This is a genomic window from Granulicatella sp. 20925_1_45, from assembly GCF_041433555.1.
Classification (GTDB): domain Bacteria; phylum Bacillota; class Bacilli; order Lactobacillales; family Aerococcaceae; genus Granulicatella.
Genome location: NZ_JAPWBR010000012.1, coordinates 1 through 19,427, shown reverse-complemented (window position 1 = coordinate 19,427; position 19,427 = coordinate 1). Strand labels below are relative to the sequence as shown.

Here is a 19,427-nt window from a genome sequence, read left to right as displayed (position 1 = left end):
TCGAAATCAATAGTTAGTTAAGTGAGTCAACTTCTGCTATTTGAGAGAGGACGTTCTTATTTTGAATATTCCTCAAACCAGTCTGTAATAGCTTTTAGACGCGCTTGACGAAGGTTTGGTAATCCTTGACGAGAGAGTCCGTGGCTAGACTGAGGGAATAGAATCATTTTTGTTGGCACGTTGTTTTTACGCATCGCCATATACATTTGCTCCCCTTGCTCTTGCGGGCAACGTAAGTCACTTTGTCCGTGTAAGACAAGTAATGGCGTCTTCGCGTTTTTTGCATGAGCTACTGGTGACATTTCCCATAAACGTTGTGGGTTGTTAATGTCATCAAGCAATTGTTTTTCCACAAAGAATGGGCCGATATCACTTGTGCCGTAGAAGCTAATCCAGTTGCTGATTGAACGTTGTGTAACGGCTGCACGGAAACGGTCGGTGTGCGTTACGATCCAGTTTGTCATGAATCCGCCGTAGCTTCCTCCGGCAACGTATAATTGGTCCGCGTCGACTTCAGGGTGTGTTTCTAAGATGTAGTCTACCCCCATCATTAAGTCGTCGAAATCGTGATTACCGTAGTCGCCAAGAATACTCTTCACGAAGTCTTGGCCGTAAGTGTTACCTCCGCGTGGGTTAATCATAATCACGCCGTAACCTTTTGCAGCGAGGGCTTGCATTTCATGGAAGAAACTTTCGCCGTATGCCACTTGTGGTCCACCGTGAACATAGAGAATTGCCGCATGCTTGTCTGCTTTTTCTACTGGTGGCATGTACCATCCGTGGATATCCCAGTTGTCGTATCCTTTATAAGTGAAGCGTTCAGGCGTTGTAACGATATGCTCAGCTAAGTACGCTTCGTTTGGATTATAAAGGTCTGTGATTTCGCCTGTTGTTAGGTTTAAGCGCGCTAATACGCTTGGTACAGTTGTGGTTGAGTACGTGATGAATAACTCGTCTTCGGAGATGATGGTTGCTCCTGTTAGGTGTAAGAGTTCATCGAAGATTTTTTCTACTCGTCCGTCTAAATACAAACGGTAAAGAACAGTTTTTCCTTCCACGCTTGCGCACGCTAAAAAGCTTTCTTCATCGAACCATTGTGGCTCAACTCCTGTCACGGCTTGTTGGAAATCCGCCACGAGCCAGTCGCCCCATTCCACATCGAGGTCGGCTGTTAAGTTTAAAATATGGCCTTCTTCATCTGGTTTGCTATCGAAGTTCACGATTAAGTCTGCTTGCGTTACAAATCCATGCTTCCCTGAACTATATTGTAGGACTGCTCCGTCTTTTGCATCTAGGACATAACGATAAGACTCATCTGTTCCAGCTTCAAGAATTGGATGAATGTCGCCTGTTGTAACGTCCACGTAGCACGCTTCTGCACTGTCTAATGTCCAGCGAACATTTGATAAATCGCGGTCCACTACAAGCGTTGTGCCATTATGCAATACATCGCGAAGTCCGATGGATTCTTTTGATTCGAATAGTGTTGTCACTTCTTTTGTAACAACGTCCACTTTTTTGATTTGTGTCACTTCCTCGTTTGGTAAGAATGTTCCGCCGTCAAAACGGTACGTTGTTTTTTCAACGATGATTGGTTGAGGGAATTCCTCTTTCTTCTCTTCTTCCTCTGGCTTTGTTGTTTGGAAGACAATCGACTGACTATCTTTTGCCCAAACATAGCTAGACACGCCTTTTTTCTCTTCTGTTAAGGCGATGGCTTTCCCGCCATGAACCGATTGGATTTTTAGTTGTGGAGTCTTTTCTTCCCCCGCATTGCTGATGAAGCTGATCCATTTTCCATCTGGAGAGACTTTCAGCGATGAATTCACTGTCCCTTCGTCTCCATACGCCACGTTGCCGTCAGCTGAGTACTTATAGATAGCTGTCTCGTACGTATTTTTCTTTTCATTCATTTTTGTTTCTGTAAAAAAGAAAGCATCTCCTGCCACAACAGGTTGCCCTACATTTTTCAACTCGAATAAATCTTTTTGTTCGATTTTCTTCATTCAAATCACTCCTTTTCAGTGTGTACCTTTCTAGTCTACTCTGATATTGAAAGTTTTGCAACGCCAAAAAAGCGTGACACTAGGAATTCTAGTCTCACGCTTTGTATTGTTTATGGATTATGCTTCTTGTTCTTCTTTTTTACGAGAAGCCGCAACAAGGCCTAATGAAGCTAAAATGCTAAGAGCTGCTGCATTGAAGATTGCAAACTCATCCGTTGTACCCGTATTTGGTAATTCTGTTTGAGTTGTTTTTTCAATAGCTGGTGCTACAACCATTTGCTTGTGAGCTTCTGGTTCTGTCACCACTGGTTTAGCAGGTTCAGCTGGTTTAGTAGGTTCTTCAGGTTGCGCAGGATTTCCTGGTTTCGTTGGTTCCTCAGGTTTAACGGGATCTACTGGAGCCGGCGTCACTGTTGCTGTGTAGCTTGCTTTTGCAACGGTCCCATTCATATCCACTCGTTGGACTGTGACCGCTGGAGCTTCTCCTGTAAAGCTTGCTTCTGGAACAAAGGTAATCGTTCCGTCCGCTGCTACGGTAAATGTCCCAACACCTGCAATGACTTTCTCAGTCGTTCCATCTTCGAAGGTAGCTGGTATGCTATCATCTAGTGGCACTTCCGCATCCCCTTCTGTAAAGATTGGCTTGCCAGTTTGTGTCTTCCCTTGAACGTCCGTCGAAGTCACATCTTCTCCTGTTGGCGTCACTGCCGTTACAGTTGGTGTGTACTTCGCTGTCACAGTAGTTCCATTCTCGTCTTTGACTTGAACGGTTACCGCATCTGGTGTCCCTACAAAATCTTTATTAGGTGTGAACGTTACTTCGCCTGTTAATGGGTCAATCGTATAAGTCCCAACTTTGGTGCCCTCTTTCAGAGCGTCAATCGTTGTATCATCTACTGCAGAACCATTCACCACGAATTTGGCTGGTTGGTCGGCGTCTACTTTCAATGGTACTTCTTCATCCCCTTCTGTAAACTTCGGCGTTCCCGTTTGAACTTTTCCTTGTTTACCAGTCGAAGTCACATCTTCTCCCGTTGGTGTCACTGCCGTTACAGTTGGTGTGTACTTCGCCGTTACACTAGTGCCATTCTCGTCTTTGACTTGAACGCTCACCGCATCTGGCGTTCCTACGAAATCTTTATTCGGTGTGAAGGTTACTTCACCTGATAATGGATTAATCGTATACGTCCCAACTTTAGCACCCTCTTTAGTTGCGTCAATCGTTGTGTCTTCTACTGCCGTCCCATTTACCACGAATTTCGCTGGTTGGTCTGCGTCCACTTTCAACGGAACTTCCGCATCGCCTTCAGTAAACTTCGGTGTTCCCGTTTGGACTTTTCCTTGTTTACCTGTAGACGTTACGTCTTCTCCGGTTGGTGTCACAGGCGTAACCGTTGGCGTATATTTCAAGCCAGCAATAGCTTTTCCTGTTGCTTTTTCAATCACCTGAACAACGATTGGGTCTGCTATTCCTGTGAAGTCTTTATTCGGTGTAAACGTTACTTTTCCTGTCGCTTCATCGACCGTGTACGTTCCAACCTCTTTTCCATCTTTCATTGCTAGAGCACTCGCACCAAGCGCCTTTCCAGTCTTTGGATCTACTAAGACCATTGGCTTCTCGCTTGACGGTGTAACAGCTCCATCCTTACCTTCGAACTTCGGTGTTTCCACGTGGACGAGCCCTTGTACCTTTGTACTCGTGAGTTCTTTTGACATTGGGACAACCGTTGGAATATACCGTCCGTCCATGGTCCCTGTTTGGTCGCTTACGATTGTCTCATTCGCGCTCACTGGCGTCCATCCGGTATCATTTCCATTATCGTCCGTTCGACGAATCGTGATTCCTTTGCCTGTCCCGACAAATCCAGCTTCTGGAATAAATGTAACGGTCACATCTTTTCCTGCTCCCGTGACTTTGTATTTCCCTTCGCCAGCCACCACATAGTACCCTTCCGCGTCAAGCGCTCCTTTGGCACCCGTCTCATCAACAATGACTGGTTCGATTGTTTCGTCGATAGTCGCATCGTCGGTTAGTGAATAGCGTTGTTTTCCGCTTGGGGTGAAGACCACTGTTCCCGTTTGCGGAATTCCTTGTAGTCCATCCGTTTCCGTCTTACTTCCTTTTGGTAAGAAGGTTAAATGTACTTCGAAATCTTCCACTTCACCTGACAAGGCCATCCCTGTTGGCTTCTCAATTTGAGTGGCGTCTTTTGCGATACGCACACGTGCACCCAGTTCACTCAGCGATGCATTCACTTTTTTGAAAGCATCTTTAAATACAAGAGTAGCCGTGCCATCTCCATTTATCGTTAATTTTTCAGAGCGCTCGTCCTCATCAAAAGTCCCATTTCCGTTAAAATCTACCCATCCATATAATGTTGCTTCGTCTGCTCCACCTGTATGTGCCTCAACGGACATGGTTAAATCGCCTGTATTTGTACGGTCTAACACTAAAATACCGTTTGTTTTCCCCTTAAGGTCCGCTGGAAGTATTTGATCAATGCCTTCATCCGCAGAACCTTCTGCATCGTCGCCTTTCCAGTTCGTACGGTCGACATTTTCATCGACATCCGGACGTGTATCTCCAAGATACGGTTGCTTTACATCTTCCCCTGTCACATTGTGAACTTGGTTAATACTATGTGTCGCTTTCCCATAACTTTCAGGAGCATCACTTTCGTCAAATGGTAAGAATCCAATCATGGCAGACTGTTTACTTGCCGATGCCATATACAGACTCACTTCTGTAGCTCCTTGCGTCATGACAATCGGTACAGCTACCATTCCGGCAGAAAGGTTCGGTCCAAATACACCTGTTCCAAGTCCGCCTGTTTTTTGGTCAGGACTTCCGTAGTATTTCCACGCGACAGGTTTCTTATCTGGCCCGACCTGTGTAGCCTCACGAATCGCCGCCAACTCTCCACTGTGGTAGTTTACTCCATTAATCGGCAGTGGTCTGAATCCGATGACTTTTTTATTCGGATCGAATAAATCTTTTGTATCTTGTGGGAAATAATTCAGCGTATAAGGGCTATCGTATTTATACCATTCTGCAAAATGCTGCCAACCCGTTCCGTTAGTTGTGTAAAGAGACAACTCCCCTAGATTAGACGAATCTCCCTCTGTCATAAGAACAGTTGGTTTGACCGTTTTTCCTTTATACGTTCCTGTAATCTCGAATTGAACTCCGACATTTCCGCCTTCATATTGCGTCGTAATCGTTGTTCTCTTTTCGCCAGTATCGATTCCTGAATTATAAATTTCACTCCACGCGTCTTGTGGTTCGCCGACAATCAGTGCTTCTTTTCCCGCCTTGAATTCACGTTTCCCATCTGCACTTTCCGCACTATTCATATATCCATTTTTCGCGTTTGGATCATAGGTATTTTTTTCAGCCGCCGTTGCCCCTTGTGCTTCGAGTCTCTTCTTGTAGATTTCCGTTGCGTTAAATGGTTTAAGCGACTTCACGCGAACCGTCACGACATATCCTGGACTAATTTCTTTTGTATACGTTGACCCTTCTTGTAAGGCTAATTGCCCTGTTGAAGTAGTCGTAGTTCCACTCCAGTTCGCCACGTCACCAAAATCAATCCAACTTGCCTGGCTAAGCAATTCTTCTTGGGATAATTCCTTAGTAAAACCAGGTTTTGTAACTTTAGGAGTAGCCGTAGCATCTTCAACATCCGTCCCAACTGGAGAAGTTGCTGCTGGAGCGTCCCCAGCTTCGCGTCTTGTACGAGTACGAGGCGCTTGTTCCTCAGAGGTAGTTGTTGTTTCTTCAGTGGTTGCTTCTACTTTTTTAGATGTTTCCTCTGCTTTTGCCTCAGTAGTACTTTGAGTCGTTTCAACCGTATCGGCTAAAACAACGCTTTGTCCTTGCACAAATAAAAAGCCTAATGCGACCGCCACAGAAGCTGTTCCCATGCTGAGTTTTTTAATCGCATAAAGCGTTACTTTCGAACGATTTTTACGCTCATTCATCTGAGTGTTTTTCGAACTAAACATAGCTACCTCCTTCCTTTTTATTCTTTCAAATTTGAGTGACTTAATCTCTTAATTTTATCGTATTCAACGCATTTCTACAATTTATTTTACTAAAAAAACATGGGGCTAGGTTGCCCTAGTCCCATGACGTTCTTAATGTTTTAAATTAAGCTTCTTGCTCTTCATCTTTTTTACGAGATGTAGCTACTAAACCTACTGATGCTAGGATACTTAATGCTGCTGCACTAAATACTCCATATTCATCGCTTGTACCAGCGTTTGGTAATTCTTGTTGTGGTTTAGCTGGTTCTGGTGTTGTTGTAGTTGGTTCAACTTCTACTGGTTTAGCAGGAGCTGGTGTAACTGTTGCAACATAGTTTGCTTTCACAACTGTACCGTTCACGTCAACACGTTGAATTGTTACAGCTGGAGCAACACCAGTAAAGTTTGGTTCTGGAACAAATGTGATTGTTCCGTCTGGAGCTACTGTAAATGTTCCTACACCAGGAATCACTTTCGTAGTTGATCCATCTTCGAATGTTGCAGGTACTGTGTCATCAAGTGGCACATCAGAGTCACCTTCAGTGAATTTAGGTTTCGCTGTTTGTGTCTTACCTTGAACGTCAGTAGTTTCTGCATCTTCTGCAGTTGGTGTTACTGGAGTAACTGTTGGTGTGTACTTAGCTGTTACTGGAGTTCCGTTTGCGTCTTTTGCTTGAACAGTAATTCCATCTGGAGTTCCAACAAAGTCTTTATTCGGTGTAAATGTTACTTCACCAGTTGTTGGATCGATTGTGTAAGTACCCACTTGTTTACCATCTTTCATCGCTGGTAATTCAGTCGCATCTGTTGGTTCGCCTGTAGTTGGATCAATGAATTTAGCTGGTTGATCAGCATTAATTGTGATTGGTGCTACTGGGTCACCTTCAGTGAACTTAGGTGTTTGTTTTTGTTTTTGTCCTTGTTTACCAGTTGATTCCACATCTTCTGAGGTTGGAGTTACTGGAGTAACAGTTGGTGTGTATTTCGCAGTTGCTGGAGTTCCGTTCGCGTCTTTCGCTTGAACAGTAATTCCATCTGGAGTTCCTACGAAATCTTTATTAGGCGTGAATGTTACTTCACCTGTTAATGGATCAAGTTTGTAAGTACCAACTTGTTTACCATCTTTCATTGCTGGTAATTCAGTTGCATCTGTTGGTTCGCCTGTAGCTGGGTCGATGAATTTAGCTGGTTGATCAGCGTTAATTGTAATCGGAGCTACTTCGTCACCTTCAGTGAACTTAGGTGTTTGTTTTTGTTCTTGACCTTGTTTACCTGTTGATTCAACATCTTCACCTGTTGGAGTTACTGGTGTAACTGTTGGTGTGTAAGTTGCTGTTACAGCTGTTCCGTTCGCGTCTTTTGCTTGAACAGTGATTGCATCTGGAGTTCCAACAAAATCTTTGTTTGGTGTGAATGTTACTTCACCAGTAGTTGGATCAATTGTGTAAGTACCAACTTGTTTACCATCTTTCATCGCTGGTAATGTTGTTTCATCTGTTGGTTCACCTGTTGCAGGGTCAATGAATTTAGCTGGTTGTTCAGCATCGATCTTCATTGGCACATCAGAGTCGCCTTCTGTAAACTTAGGAGTTTCTTTTTGAGTTTGTCCTTGTTTACCTGTTGATGTCACATCTTCTGCTGTTGGAGTTACAGCTGTTACAGTAGGTGTGTACTTAGCTGTCGCTGGAGTTCCGTTCGCATCTTTTGCTTGAACAGTAATTCCATCTGGAGTTCCAACAAAGTCTTTGTTTGGTGTGAATGTTACTTCACCTGTTAATGGATCAAGTTTGTAAGTACCTACTTGTTTGCCATCTTTCATCGCTGGTAATTCAGTCGCATCTGTTGGTTCGCCTGTAGCTGGGTCAATGAATTTAGCTGGTTGATCAGCATCAATCTTCATTGGTACTTCAGAGTCGCCTTCAGTGAATTTAACAGTTTCTTTTTGAACTTGTCCTTGTTTACCAGTTGTAGTCTTATCTTCACCAGTTGGAGTTACTGGAGTAACTGTTGGCGTGTAAGTTGCTGTCGCTGGAGTTCCGTTTGCATCTTTTGCTTGAACAGTGATTGCATCTGGAGTTCCCACGAAGTCTTTGTTTGGTATGAATGTCACTTTACCAGTCGCTGGGTCAATTGTGTACGTACCTACTTGTTTACCATCTTTCATTGCTGGTAATTCAGTCGCATCTGTTGGTTCACCAGTTGCTGGGTCAATGAATTTAGCTGGGTTTTCAGCGTTCACAACCATAGGGATTTTTTCTTCTGCACCAGATTGTTGTTTAAATGTTACTGTGTCAGATTGTGGTTGTCCTTGTTTACCAGTTGTTTCTTTGTTTTCACCTACTGGAGTTACAGGATTTACAGTTGGTGTGTATTTAATTCCGGCTAAAGAACGGCCAGAAGCTTCATCCACAACTTGGATTAAAATTGGATCTGGAGTTCCAATAAAGTCTTTATTTGGCGTAAATTTCACCGTTCCATTTATTGGATCAATCTCATATAATCCAACTACCTTACCATCCTTCATCGCTGGAGCTTCATTACCAATGAGAACACCCGTTTCCGGATTCACAATAACCATTGGTGTTGTAGCAGAAGGTTTTACTTCGCCTGACCCATTTGTAAATGTAAGTTTTTTGTCGTGTTCTAACCCTTGTAAATCTTCTGTAGTTACTTCTTCAGACAATGGAGTTACTGTTGGGATGTAACGACCATCCATTGTGTTTGTTTGGTCACTGATAACAGGTTGAGAATTATCTTTTGTATTCCAACCAGTATCTACAGCATTGTTGTCAAGACGACGAATTGTGATACCTGCTGCAGTTCCAACAAAGCCGTTTTCTGGAATGAATTCCACTTGAACGTCTTTACCAGCACCTGTTACACGGTATTTACCTTCACCTGGTACTACATAAAATCCTTCAGCGTCTAAATCCACTTTGTTACCTTGTTCATCTACGATAAATGGTGCAACTGTTTCATCAATCACTGCATCTTCAGTTCTTGAGTAACGTTGTTTACCTTGAGCTGTGAATTCCACTGTTGCAGTTTGTTTCACGCCTTGTAGATTTGTAGTTTCTTTTTTGCTTCCTTTTGGTGGGAAGATTACTTGTGTTTCGAAGTCTTCTACTTCCCCTGACATTGACATTCCTGTTGGGCTTTCAATATCTGGAGCATAAGTTGAAGTACGAACACGCACTCCTAATTTATCTAATTGAAGATCGTTTAGGATTGGTCCGTTGTTGAATTCTAGTGTTACGTTACCATCTTTAGTGATTGTTGCTTTTTCAGAGCGTTCGTTTTCGTCAAATTTACCATTTTGGTTAAAGTCAACCCATCCATAAACATAAGCTTCAGGAGCTCCACCAGTGTTTGCTTGGACTGTTAACGTGTAGTTACCTGGACGTGTACGAGCTAATGCGATCATTCCGTTTGTGTTGCCTTTTAAGTCTGTTGGTAAGATTTGGTCGATACCTTCATCGCCTGTACCGTCCTTATCGTCACCTTTCCAGTCTGTACGCTCTAAGTTTTCATCCATATCTGGACGAGTATCTCCAAAGTATGGTTGGTTAACGGCAGCGCCTGTTACCCCATTGACTTGGTTCATCGCGTGAGTTGCGATTCCGTATGAATCAGGTGCATCCCCTTCATCTAACGGTAAGAAACCAAGCATTGCAGATTGTTTACCTGAAGATGCGATATATAAACCAACTTCTGAAGCACCACGTGTCATTACGATTGGTACTGCAATCCTGCTTGCAGAAACGTTAGGACCAAATACGCCTGTTCCTAAACCACCTGTCTTCAAGTCTGCACTTCCATAGTATTTCCATGCTACAGTTTTACCTTCTTCACCCACAGCAGTTGCTCTACGTAAAAGGTTTAAGTTAAGTGCACTAATGTTAGCTCCATCAACGTTTACACTACCGTAATTTTTTGATGGGTCAAATAGATCTGCTGTATCTTGAGGAACATAGTTTTTCGTATTCTTATTATTATTTTTTAACCATTCCCCAACATGTTGCCAGCCTGAACCGTTTGTAGTGAAGAGTACTAACTCACCTGGGTTAGCTGACTCACCATCGGCCATAACGATTGCTGGTTTTACTGCTTTTCCTTTATAAGTTGCTGAAATATCAAATTGAACACCGATATTTCCACCGTTGAATTCTGAAGAAATCGTTGTACTCTTCGTTCCTGTATCAATTCCTTCTGAACGAATTTCAGTCCAACGGTTTTGAGGGTCGGCAATTACGCGTGCTTCTTCTTTATTATTAAAAGCCTTTCTTGTTGTTGCATCACCAATAGAGTTGATATAACCATTTTTAGCGTTTGGATCGTAAGTCGCTTTTTCTTCGTCTGTAGCGCCTCGCTCTTCCAAACGTTTTTTATAAATTTCTGTTGCTTGGAATGGTTTTAAAGATTTCACTTTAATTTTTACAACATAACCAGGCATTACTTCTTTCGTATAAGTAGCACCCACTTGAAGGGCTAATTTGCCATCCGCTGTTGTTTCAGCGCCAGTCCAGTTTGCTTTATCACCAAAGTCTAACCATGAAACTTGTTTTAATAATTGTTCTGCTAAAATTTTTGGTGTAAAACCTGGTTTTTCTACTTTAGGAGTAGAAGTTGCGTCTACAACGTCTTCTCCAACAGTATCATCAGATGCAGGTGTAGCTTCACCTTCAGCAACTGCACGTCTTGAACGCGTACGTGGTTTGTTTTCTTCAGCTACTGTAGTTTCTTCTTTTTTCTCTGGAGCAGCAGTTGTTTCTTCTGCTTTCTCTGTTGCGGCTGTTGTTTCTTCTTTCTTTTCAGCTGCCGCAGTTGTTTCTTCAGTTTTTTCTGCTGGAGTTACTCCTTCAGCTGCAGTAGTTGCTTCTGGTTTTTCTACGGCAACTTCATAAACTGCTTTGTCGTCTTCGACCGTATCTTTCTTCTCTTCTGCAGGTTTTGCTGTTGTTTCTGCTGATGTTGCTTCAACAGTGTCCGCGTGTACAATTGTTTGCCCTTGTACAAACATGAAACCTAATGCAACAGCTACTGAAGCTGTTCCCATGCTTAATTTCTTGATTGCGTAACGTGTTACTTTTGAACGATTTTTACGTTCATTCATTTGAATATTTTTTGAACTAAACATCTTATACCTCTTTCCTTTTGATTATTTTTTAACTTCGATAATTTGTGAATTTTCACCGAACAGGAAATAATTTTTACCCTTATTCAGCTAAACATATTACCATATTCAATTGGATTTTCCAACTATTTCTACTTTACTTCCATTACAATTAGGTTACATTTTACTTGTGAATTGATTACTCAAAACTCTGACAATTCAAATATGAACAAATCGTGAATACCACATCTAGTGTTTTCATTTGTTTTCAACATATCCACTGTGGTTTTTCTTAAAATTAGTACAGATTTTTTTTAAAACTAATACAGATTCTACTTTTGTCTTCTTCTTAATCGCTCCTTTCTCCTTCTCATTTTCTTCTTAATTTTTAAAATCATTACTACAATCAATAAAACTCCTAATAATCCAAGCCAAACTATAAATGGAACTCTCATTAGGAAGCGAAGTATGCCTTTAATCATTTCCTTAGGCGTTTTTTCTTCTACTTGAGTTGTTTCGATATACGTTGATTCCACCGCATCACTTGCTGCTGGCTCCACTTTTACTGCAAACTCTTTACCATACAGCGTCCCATATGGAGTTTGGACTTTTAATGTATTTCCTTCTAGTGCGTACACAGGTTCTTTCCCTTTTTCTACGTATACATCAACCGTATGCTCTACTGTTACTTTTTGTCCATCGATTGTTTGAGTACCTGGATTAAATACTGTCTTATGCTCGAAGTTTTTAAAAACATATTGCAATAATGCATTCCCGATTTTATGACGATTATACTCGCCGTGATGATCCGCGAATTGCCCGACTCCCAGAATCACTTCAACCAGCTCTACACCGTCTTGTTTGTAGATCCCAATATAATTAAATCCATCTCTTTCACTCGTTCCGGTTTTCAATCCAACGATTCCAGGATACGCCAACAAATCCCCTTCTACTGAATGGTTCGTATTCGTAATCGTTTTGGCATACGGCGTTCCACTCATGACGGTTAATTCTTTATTCTTCGTAATTTCTGTTATTTCTGGATGCGCCTTTAGCATCGCTACAACCATCTTCGCTAAATCTCTAGCCGTTGATTGGTTCGTTTCCGTTGAAGGATATCGTTGAACTGTATATAACCCTTCAAAATCATGCGTGACTGCGCCCGATGCTCCAACAAACTTGGTATTGGTCATTCCTAGTTCTTGCGCCTTTTGATTGATTAAATCCACATAGTCATCTGTATTCGGATTAATCAGATTTGCCAACATCAACACTGCAGCATTTGACGAAGGAAGTAGCGCCATCTTAATCAGCTCGCTAACTGGATATTCCACTCCCTCTACAATGGGCGAATTGCTAAGGTTTGTTAGATTCGATATCGCTTGGTCGTTCTTTGATGCAACGACTTTATCCTCCAGCTTAATTTTCCCGCTCTTAATCGCATCATACACCATAAAGATGGTCATGAGCTTACTCAGACTGGCTGGATCTACCACTCTATCTGGATTCTCCTGAAAGAGAATTTCTCCATTTGAGAAGTTCACCACGATATCTCCTTTAGGCGTATCTGCATCGGATACAGAATTCCCCTCGTTCTTTGTAATCGTAATACTTGATTCTTGTGCAAGTACAGTTGTGATTGGTGCCAACATCCCAGTAAGCACGACACAACTGATTGCAATTTTGAGTAATTTTTTCACCATTTTCCCCCCTAATGTCTTACTATCATCATATGAAATCCTTTCCAAAACTTCAATGCTTTCAATATTAAAAAATCTTTACATTTATTCGAAAAATGACTACTCTTAGAACTAGAGGTGACAATATGAGACATTTAACCAGAAGTGCCGTCTTTCTCTTCTTTACAAAAGGAAGAAAGGTACTCCTTCAAAAGCGAATGAATACAGGATTTATGGACGGCTATTATGACGCAACTGTCAGCGGGCATATCGAAGCCAATGAATCCATTACACAAGCTGCCTTGCGTGAAACGCGTGAAGAAATCGGCCTCGAAATCCCTTCAAGCGCCCTTTCCTTCTACACGACGCTTCATATGCATTTTGACGAACATGATTATTTCTATTTTTATTTCCAAGTAGACGTTGAAAAACTTCCTCACTTTGAAATTCATAACGGCGAGCCTGGAAAAATTGAAGAATTCAAATGGTTTTCTCTATCAAAACTTCCTGACAAAATTTCAGATTTTAATAAAGCTGCTCTCGAAAACTATCAGACGGGTAACCCTCTTTCTGAATTTGGCTGGCCACAGACCCCTGAAAAATGTTCTTGGGCCTATCACTCTCAAAAGATGATGGATTACCACGATAACGAATGGGGTGTCCCTTGCCACGATGACCAAGCTCTCTTCGAACGATTGACCTTGGAAACGATGCAGGCAGGCCTTAGCTGGTCTACGATTCTCAATAAACGCGAAAACTTCAGAGAGGCTTTTGACCAGTTCGATATTCAAACGGTTGCTAAGTATGACGAAGCTAAAGTCCAATCTCTTCTTCAAAATGAAGGCATTATTCGCAATCAACTGAAGATTCGTGCTGCTATCGCAAACGCCAAAGCAATTCTTGCTATCCAAGAAAAGTATGGTAGCTTTGACGCTTTTTGTTGGAGCTTTGTTGACAACAAACCTATCATCAATGAATACACTACTATGGCAGAAGTTCCAGCCTTCACGCCCCTTGCCGAAAAGTTCCGCAACGCTCTTCTCAAGGAAGGTTTTAAATTTGTCGGGCCAACGATTGTCTACTCCTTTATGCAATCTGTTGGTATGGTAAACGACCATTTAACAACTTGTCCGTGTAAATAAAAAAATCACGTTATACCTTATACGGTATAACGTGATTTTTTTAATCTAATATTGCTCGACTAAACAAGTCTGTCATTTCACCCTCATCATCACATAACGCTTTAAATCCAACAGCAAACTTCTTCACTGCTTCCACATCTTCTGATCCGATTGAGAACAATCCCGCTTCCGAATCAAAGGACAGAACTTCCATTAATTCTGGCATTTTCTCTTCTAGAAAGACCGTTGCTAGAGCGTTCCAATCATACCCATTCCCAACGAAATCCTCTTCTTGTCTTGTACCAAACACATTTTGTTTATAATCTTCATTTAACCAGAGCACAAGTGTTGCCCATACATCTTCAGTCCCCTCATCGAACACCATGAATTTAAAGGGTTCTAATTGTTTATTGATTTCTTCGTATGACATCCCTTAACGACTCCTCCATTCATTTCCCTCTATTCTACCCATCATCATACCATTTGTCGAGCCTCCTCCATGACGCGCACCCACTCTATCCCAACACTTCTCCATTTACGAGGGGTTGAAATAATGGAAGAGGAACCTACCAAAATAGATTATTTCAGCAAACAGATTCCTTAAGCACCCTGCTGCTTAAGGTAAAACACAAAGAGCCTCGGATACCAATAATCATAAGAATAACGGTCGTAACCAATGTGAATTACACTCTCTTGAAAATTTATTTTCTAGAGAGTGTTTGAAGCTTGGTAGCCTCAAGACCTTGGCTTGAGGCGGTACAGTTATTCTTATAATTATTGAACGTAGCCGAAGTTTCGATGTGTTTTACGAACTCCATAAGGAGCCGATACTTAATACCAGCACCGGTCAATTTACGAGGGGTTGAAATGTGGATGAGAAAACTAACCAATTAGATTATTCCACCAAACAAATTCCTAAATTACCATATTTGGTAATCAAAAACACGAAGAGATTTCGGAGTCTATAGTGGTAACAATAGCGAGTACAACTGATGTGAATTAGGGACTCTTCGAAATTTATTTCGTAGAGCCCCTTTGAAGCTCAGTAGGATTGAGACCCAAGACTCAATCCGGTGTAGCTATTGTCACCACTATGAAGATCTCCGAAATAACACGTAGTGTTTTTGAACAGCTCCTCACCAACAAAAAAACAGGCTCCTTTTTAGGAACCTGTTTAAGTTGAAATTACAACCATTTTGTATAGTCTTCATCATCCATTGCTTCAACACTACCGAGTAGGTACCCATTTCCAACCTGCGAGAAGAAATCATGGTTACTTGTCCCAGTTGAAATCCCGTTCATCACAATCGGATCCACATCTTCAGCAGTATCCGGGAACAATGGATCGAACCCTAAGTTTTGAAGCGCCTTATTCGCATTATAACGAATAAACACTTTAACTTTTTCAGTCCAACCAACTTGGTCATAAATAGATTGCGTATACTTCACTTCGTTTTGGTAAAGTTCCAAGCATAAGTTGTATACCCACATCTTCATTTCTTCTTGTTCTGACTCAGATAATTCGTTGTAGCCTTGTTGGAACTTGTATCCTGTATAAGTTCCGTGAACTGACTCGTCACGAATGATTAACTTGATGATTTCAGCTACGTTCGCTAGCTTGTTGTTTCCTAAGTAATAAAGTGGTGTAAAGAATCCACTGTAGAATAGGAATGTTTCAAGCATTGTTGAGGCAACTTTCATCTTCAACGCATCTCTACTTTGATAGATTTCGTTAATCTTTCTTGCTTTGAATTGTAAGTATTCATTGTTGTTTGTCCATTCGAAAATATCTTCGATTTCTGCTTTTGTATGCAAAGTACTGAAGATTGTTGAGTAACTTTTCGCGTGAACAGATTCCATGAATTGAATGTTATTCCATACCGCTTCTTCGTGTTGAGTGCGCACGTAATCTTTCATTAAGCTTGCACCTTCTTCTGATTGAAGCGTATCTAATAATGTTAATCCACCGAATACTTTCCCTACTACATCTTTTTCTTCTGGAGATAATGTTCTCCAGTCGTCCAAGTCGTTTGATACTGGAATACGTGTATCTAACCAGAATTGCTCTGTTAGTTTTTCCCAAGTTAATTTATCGATCATGTCTTCAACTTGGTTCCAGTCAATCGCTTTATAGTACTCTACGGGTTGCGTAGAATTTTGAGAAAGAATCTCATTAAAATATCGTTTTGTACTCATGAGCTTTTGTCCTTTCTTTCGTATTCCCATTAAATGCTGCAGCTTTCGCAAGCATTACTTCCGATTTCATCGTTGTTTTCTGTAAATGTACGTACATAGTAGATTGACTTGATGCCTTTATTCCACGCATAGTTACGTAAAATATTTAAATCACGTGTTGTCATCTTGTTTGTACGTCCTTCTTTCCATTCGTATAAACCTTCAGGAAGTTCTGAACGCATGAATAATGTCAAGCTCATACCTTGGTCGATATGTTTTTGAGCTGCTGCGTATACATCGATTACTTTACGCATATCGATATCGTACGCTGATTTGTAGAATGGTAAAGTGTCGTTTGATAAGAATGGAGCTGGGTAATAAGTCTTACCAGTCTTCTTCTCTTGACGTTCTTCAATTAAACGAGTGATTGGGTGTAATGAAGCACTTGTTTCGTTTACGTAGCTGATTGAACCAGTTGGCGCAATTGCTAAACGGTTTTGGTGATATAATCCACCGCTCATCACGTCTTCTTTTAATTGTTTCCAATCTTCTGCAGTTGGAATTGGAAGTTTTTCAAAGATTTTCTTCACTTTGTCAGATTGAATTTGTACATCTTCAGCAATATAGCTATCGAAGTATTCACCTGTTGCGTATTTAGAACGTTCGAAGCCTTCGAATGATTTACCGCGTTCTTTAGCAATTTTGTTACTTGCTTTCAATGTGTAGAAGTTCAACATTCTGAAGTATAAATCAGTCGCTTCGATAGACTCAGGTGAGCCGTATTCCATTTGATTTAATGCAAAGAATGTGTGTAATCCCATCGCTCCAAGACCGATAGTATGGGCTTTGCTGTTTCCGTTTTTAACAGTTGGTACAGCATCGATACTTGAGTGGTCTGTTACGAATGTTAACGCACGAACTGCTACATCTACAGAACGTTCGAAGTCAGGAGATTTCATTAAGTTCACGATGTTTGTTGAACCTAAGTTACAGCTGATATCTGTTCCTAAGTGTTCATATTCTTGAGCATTGTTGATTACTGAAGGCTCTTGAACTTGTAGGATTTCAGAACATAAATTACTCATGATGATTTTTCCATCAATTGGGTTTACACGGTTTGCTGTATCGATGTTCACCACATATGGATATCCTGATTCTTGTTGTAATTTACTAATTTCGTTTTCTAAATCACGCGCACGTAATTTAGATTTACGGATTTCAGGGTTGTTCACCATGTTGTCATATTCTTTAGTGATATCCACATATGAGAATGGTACGCCGTAAATACGTTCCACATCGTATGGGCTGAATAAGTACATAATGTCGTCGTTTTTGATTAATTCGTAGAATTTATCTGGAACAACTAACCCTAGTGATAATGTCTTCACACGCACTTTTTCGTCCGCGTTTTCTTTTTTCGTAGATAAGAACGATACGATATCTGGGTGGAATACGTTTAAGTAAACCGCACCGGCACCGTTACGTTGCCCTAATTGGTTTGAGTAGCTGAAACTATCTTCTAATAATTTCATAATTGGAACAACACCGCTTGATGCATTCTCAATTTTCTTAATTGGGTCACCTGCTGCACGAACGTTAGACAAGCTTACCCCTACTCCTCCCCCAATTCTTGATAATTGAAGAGCTGAGTTGATTGTACGACCGATACTGTTCATGTCGTCTGTTGTTTGAATTAAGAAGCATGAAACGAGTTCCCCACGACGTTTTCTTCCGGCATTCAAGAATGTTGGTGTCGCTGGTTGGTAACGTTGTGTAATCATTTCTTCTGCTAAATCATGTGCTAATTGCTCATCGCCATCAGCTAAGAAAAGAGCGTTAAATACAATACGATCTTCAAAACGTTCTAAGTAACGTTGACCATCGTTTGTTTTCATTGCATATTGTTTGTAGAATTTGAACGCAGACATGAATGAACGGAAACGGAATTTTTTCTTGTACGTTTCTTTCATTAATTTCTTAACGAATTTACGGTTGTATTTCCCTAAAAATTCTGCTTCTAAATAATCGTGTTCGATTAAATAATCGAGTTTTTCATCTAATGTATAGAAGAAAACTGTATTTGGGTTAACGTGTTCTAAGAAGAACGCACGAACTGCTTCACGATCTTTATGCAATGGAATTTTCCCATCAACTGGACGGTTTAACTCATTGTTTAATGCGAAGTATGTAACTTCTTGAGTCTTGTTAATTAATTTTGGACTATCCAATCTCTCTCACCTTTTCTATTAGTATTTGTACATCTTTATCTGTACCTTGATTTTCAAAGCAATGCAGCAATGGAATTTGGTATTTAGCCGCTAACGCTCTGGCATTCGAACAAAAGCTTGTATTGAAATTGCGATTCCCTGAACCGGCAACCCCTTTTAATAGCGCGCGATTCTCGCCAAAATCAATAAATTCATAAAAAAAATTCGCCACTTGATCTCCATAAGTTGGTGTAATGACGATATAAGGTTCTTCCATTTGTACTGTAGAATTTTTCTTAGAAATCTCGATAAAATCCCAGTCCAATTTTTTTACGAATTGTCTTGTCTTTCCAGTTAGCGATAAATAAACGACTTTCACAGTTACTCCATTTCTGAATTCGAAATACAGCTAAATGTATTTCTAGCTCACTTGAAACTCACGAGACTAATTATATCCAGCCTAGAAGTTTTTTGCAACATTTTAACAACATTTTGTATTGTTTTTTTTACGAAACACAAAATATAGTAACTCCGACTACACACCCCCGACATTTAGTGTACTCAAAAAATCAAGTAAAACGATTGACAAAAACGGTTGACGACTGTAGACTAAACCTATAGAAAGGAGTTCTATTTATGACAGAATTTCAACCAATGAGCCCTTCTGAGCGTCAAATTATGCGTGTTCTATGGGCAAATCCAAACAGCACAAGCGGATATATTATCGAACAATTGCAACGCTCATTTTCATGGAGTGACTCGACGATTAAAACCCTCATTATCCGTTTAACCAAAAAAGGATATATTCAAATCGATGACAGAAAGAAACCATTCCACTACTCGGCAACGATTTCTGAGAAAGCACAACTCGACCAAGAGACCGATGTTCTTTTAGATCAAGTTTGTCATAAACAGAATGGAAATTTATTACATACTCTGATTGATAAGGCCACTTTGAGCCAAGATGATATTCAAGAATTAGTGAACGCCTTAAAAGAGAAAGCTGCTAGCGCCCCTACCACGGTTGCATGTAACTGCTTGCCGGGTCAATGCAATTGTCATCACCATCACAACTAACATAAAAACCTATTGCTTAAAGC

Annotated in this window: 10 protein-coding genes; 2 read left to right on the top strand and 8 right to left on the bottom strand. The window is 40.9% G+C overall.

What is annotated here, in order from left to right:
* Window positions 1-56 precede the first annotated feature (56 nt).
* From O3798_RS05195 to O3798_RS05180, 4 genes are all read right to left on the bottom strand, one after another.
* The gene (locus tag O3798_RS05195; protein ID WP_371463761.1) at window positions 57-2,006 is read right to left on the bottom strand and encodes an alpha/beta fold hydrolase; all 1,950 of its coding nucleotides are present in this window, start codon (window positions 2,004-2,006) and stop codon (window positions 57-59) included.
* A gap of 117 nt (window positions 2,007-2,123) precedes the next feature.
* Window positions 2,124-6,011, bottom strand: a complete 3,888-nt coding sequence (locus tag O3798_RS05190) for an Ig-like domain-containing protein (RefSeq protein ID WP_371463760.1) — start codon at window positions 6,009-6,011, stop codon at window positions 2,124-2,126.
* A 145-nt stretch (window positions 6,012-6,156) separates the two neighbouring features.
* The gene (locus tag O3798_RS05185) at window positions 6,157-11,169 is read right to left on the bottom strand and encodes a CshA/CshB family fibrillar adhesin-related protein (protein ID WP_371463758.1); all 5,013 of its coding nucleotides are present in this window, start codon (window positions 11,167-11,169) and stop codon (window positions 6,157-6,159) included.
* Between the two features lie 308 nt (window positions 11,170-11,477).
* Window positions 11,478-12,845, bottom strand: a complete 1,368-nt coding sequence (locus tag O3798_RS05180) for a serine hydrolase (RefSeq protein WP_371463756.1) — start codon at window positions 12,843-12,845, stop codon at window positions 11,478-11,480.
* A gap of 125 nt (window positions 12,846-12,970) precedes the next feature.
* Between O3798_RS05180 and O3798_RS05175 the strand changes: the two genes are divergently transcribed.
* The gene (locus O3798_RS05175; RefSeq protein WP_371463754.1) at window positions 12,971-13,966 is read left to right on the top strand and encodes a DNA-3-methyladenine glycosylase I; all 996 of its coding nucleotides are present in this window, start codon (window positions 12,971-12,973) and stop codon (window positions 13,964-13,966) included.
* 40 nt (window positions 13,967-14,006) lie between these two features.
* Here the strand turns inward: O3798_RS05175 and O3798_RS05170 are convergent, their stop codons facing one another.
* The 4 genes from O3798_RS05170 to nrdI all read right to left on the bottom strand — a co-directional run bounded on the left by O3798_RS05170 (window position 14,007) and on the right by nrdI (window position 18,706).
* Window positions 14,007-14,375 (bottom strand): Imm51 family immunity protein, encoded by a 369-nt coding sequence (locus tag O3798_RS05170; protein WP_371463752.1) that lies wholly within the window; start codon window positions 14,373-14,375, stop codon window positions 14,007-14,009.
* 755 nt (window positions 14,376-15,130) lie between these two features.
* Window positions 15,131-16,141 carry a class 1b ribonucleoside-diphosphate reductase subunit beta gene (gene nrdF / locus O3798_RS05165; RefSeq protein WP_048782322.1) on the bottom strand — a complete coding sequence of 337 codons (1,011 nt, stop codon included), beginning with the start codon at window positions 16,139-16,141 and terminating at the stop codon, window positions 15,131-15,133.
* 29 nt (window positions 16,142-16,170) lie between these two features.
* Window positions 16,171-18,348, bottom strand: a complete 2,178-nt coding sequence (gene nrdE / locus O3798_RS05160; RefSeq protein ID WP_371463750.1) for a class 1b ribonucleoside-diphosphate reductase subunit alpha — start codon at window positions 18,346-18,348, stop codon at window positions 16,171-16,173.
* Window positions 18,341-18,706: a class Ib ribonucleoside-diphosphate reductase assembly flavoprotein NrdI gene (gene nrdI, locus O3798_RS05155; RefSeq protein WP_048782326.1), complete on the bottom strand. Its 366-nt coding sequence runs from the start codon at window positions 18,704-18,706 to the stop codon at window positions 18,341-18,343. The genes nrdE and nrdI overlap by 8 nt, the downstream gene beginning before the upstream one ends.
* 257 nt (window positions 18,707-18,963) lie before the next feature.
* Between nrdI and O3798_RS05150 the strand changes: the two genes are divergently transcribed.
* On the top strand, window positions 18,964-19,404 hold the full coding sequence (locus O3798_RS05150; RefSeq protein ID WP_371463748.1) for a CopY/TcrY family copper transport repressor: 441 nt from the start codon (window positions 18,964-18,966) through the stop codon (window positions 19,402-19,404).
* Window positions 19,405-19,427 lie beyond the last annotated feature (23 nt).

What these genes read in the sequence shown, in the direction of transcription:
- O3798_RS05190 (WP_371463760.1), bottom strand. Translation starts at nt 6,011, where the DNA reads ATGTTTAGTTCGAAAAACACTCAGATGAATGAGCGTAAAAATCGTTCG.
- O3798_RS05170 (WP_371463752.1), bottom strand. Translation starts at nt 14,375, where the DNA reads ATGTCATACGAAGAAATCAATAAACAATTAGAACCCTTTAAATTCATG.
- O3798_RS05150 (WP_371463748.1), top strand. Translation starts at nt 18,964, where the DNA reads ATGACAGAATTTCAACCAATGAGCCCTTCTGAGCGTCAAATTATGCGT.
- O3798_RS05185 (WP_371463758.1), bottom strand. Translation starts at nt 11,169, where the DNA reads ATGTTTAGTTCAAAAAATATTCAAATGAATGAACGTAAAAATCGTTCA.
- O3798_RS05195 (WP_371463761.1), bottom strand. Translation starts at nt 2,006, where the DNA reads ATGAAGAAAATCGAACAAAAAGATTTATTCGAGTTGAAAAATGTAGGG.
- O3798_RS05175 (WP_371463754.1), top strand. Translation starts at nt 12,971, where the DNA reads ATGAGACATTTAACCAGAAGTGCCGTCTTTCTCTTCTTTACAAAAGGA.
- nrdF (WP_048782322.1), bottom strand. Translation starts at nt 16,141, where the DNA reads ATGAGTACAAAACGATATTTTAATGAGATTCTTTCTCAAAATTCTACG.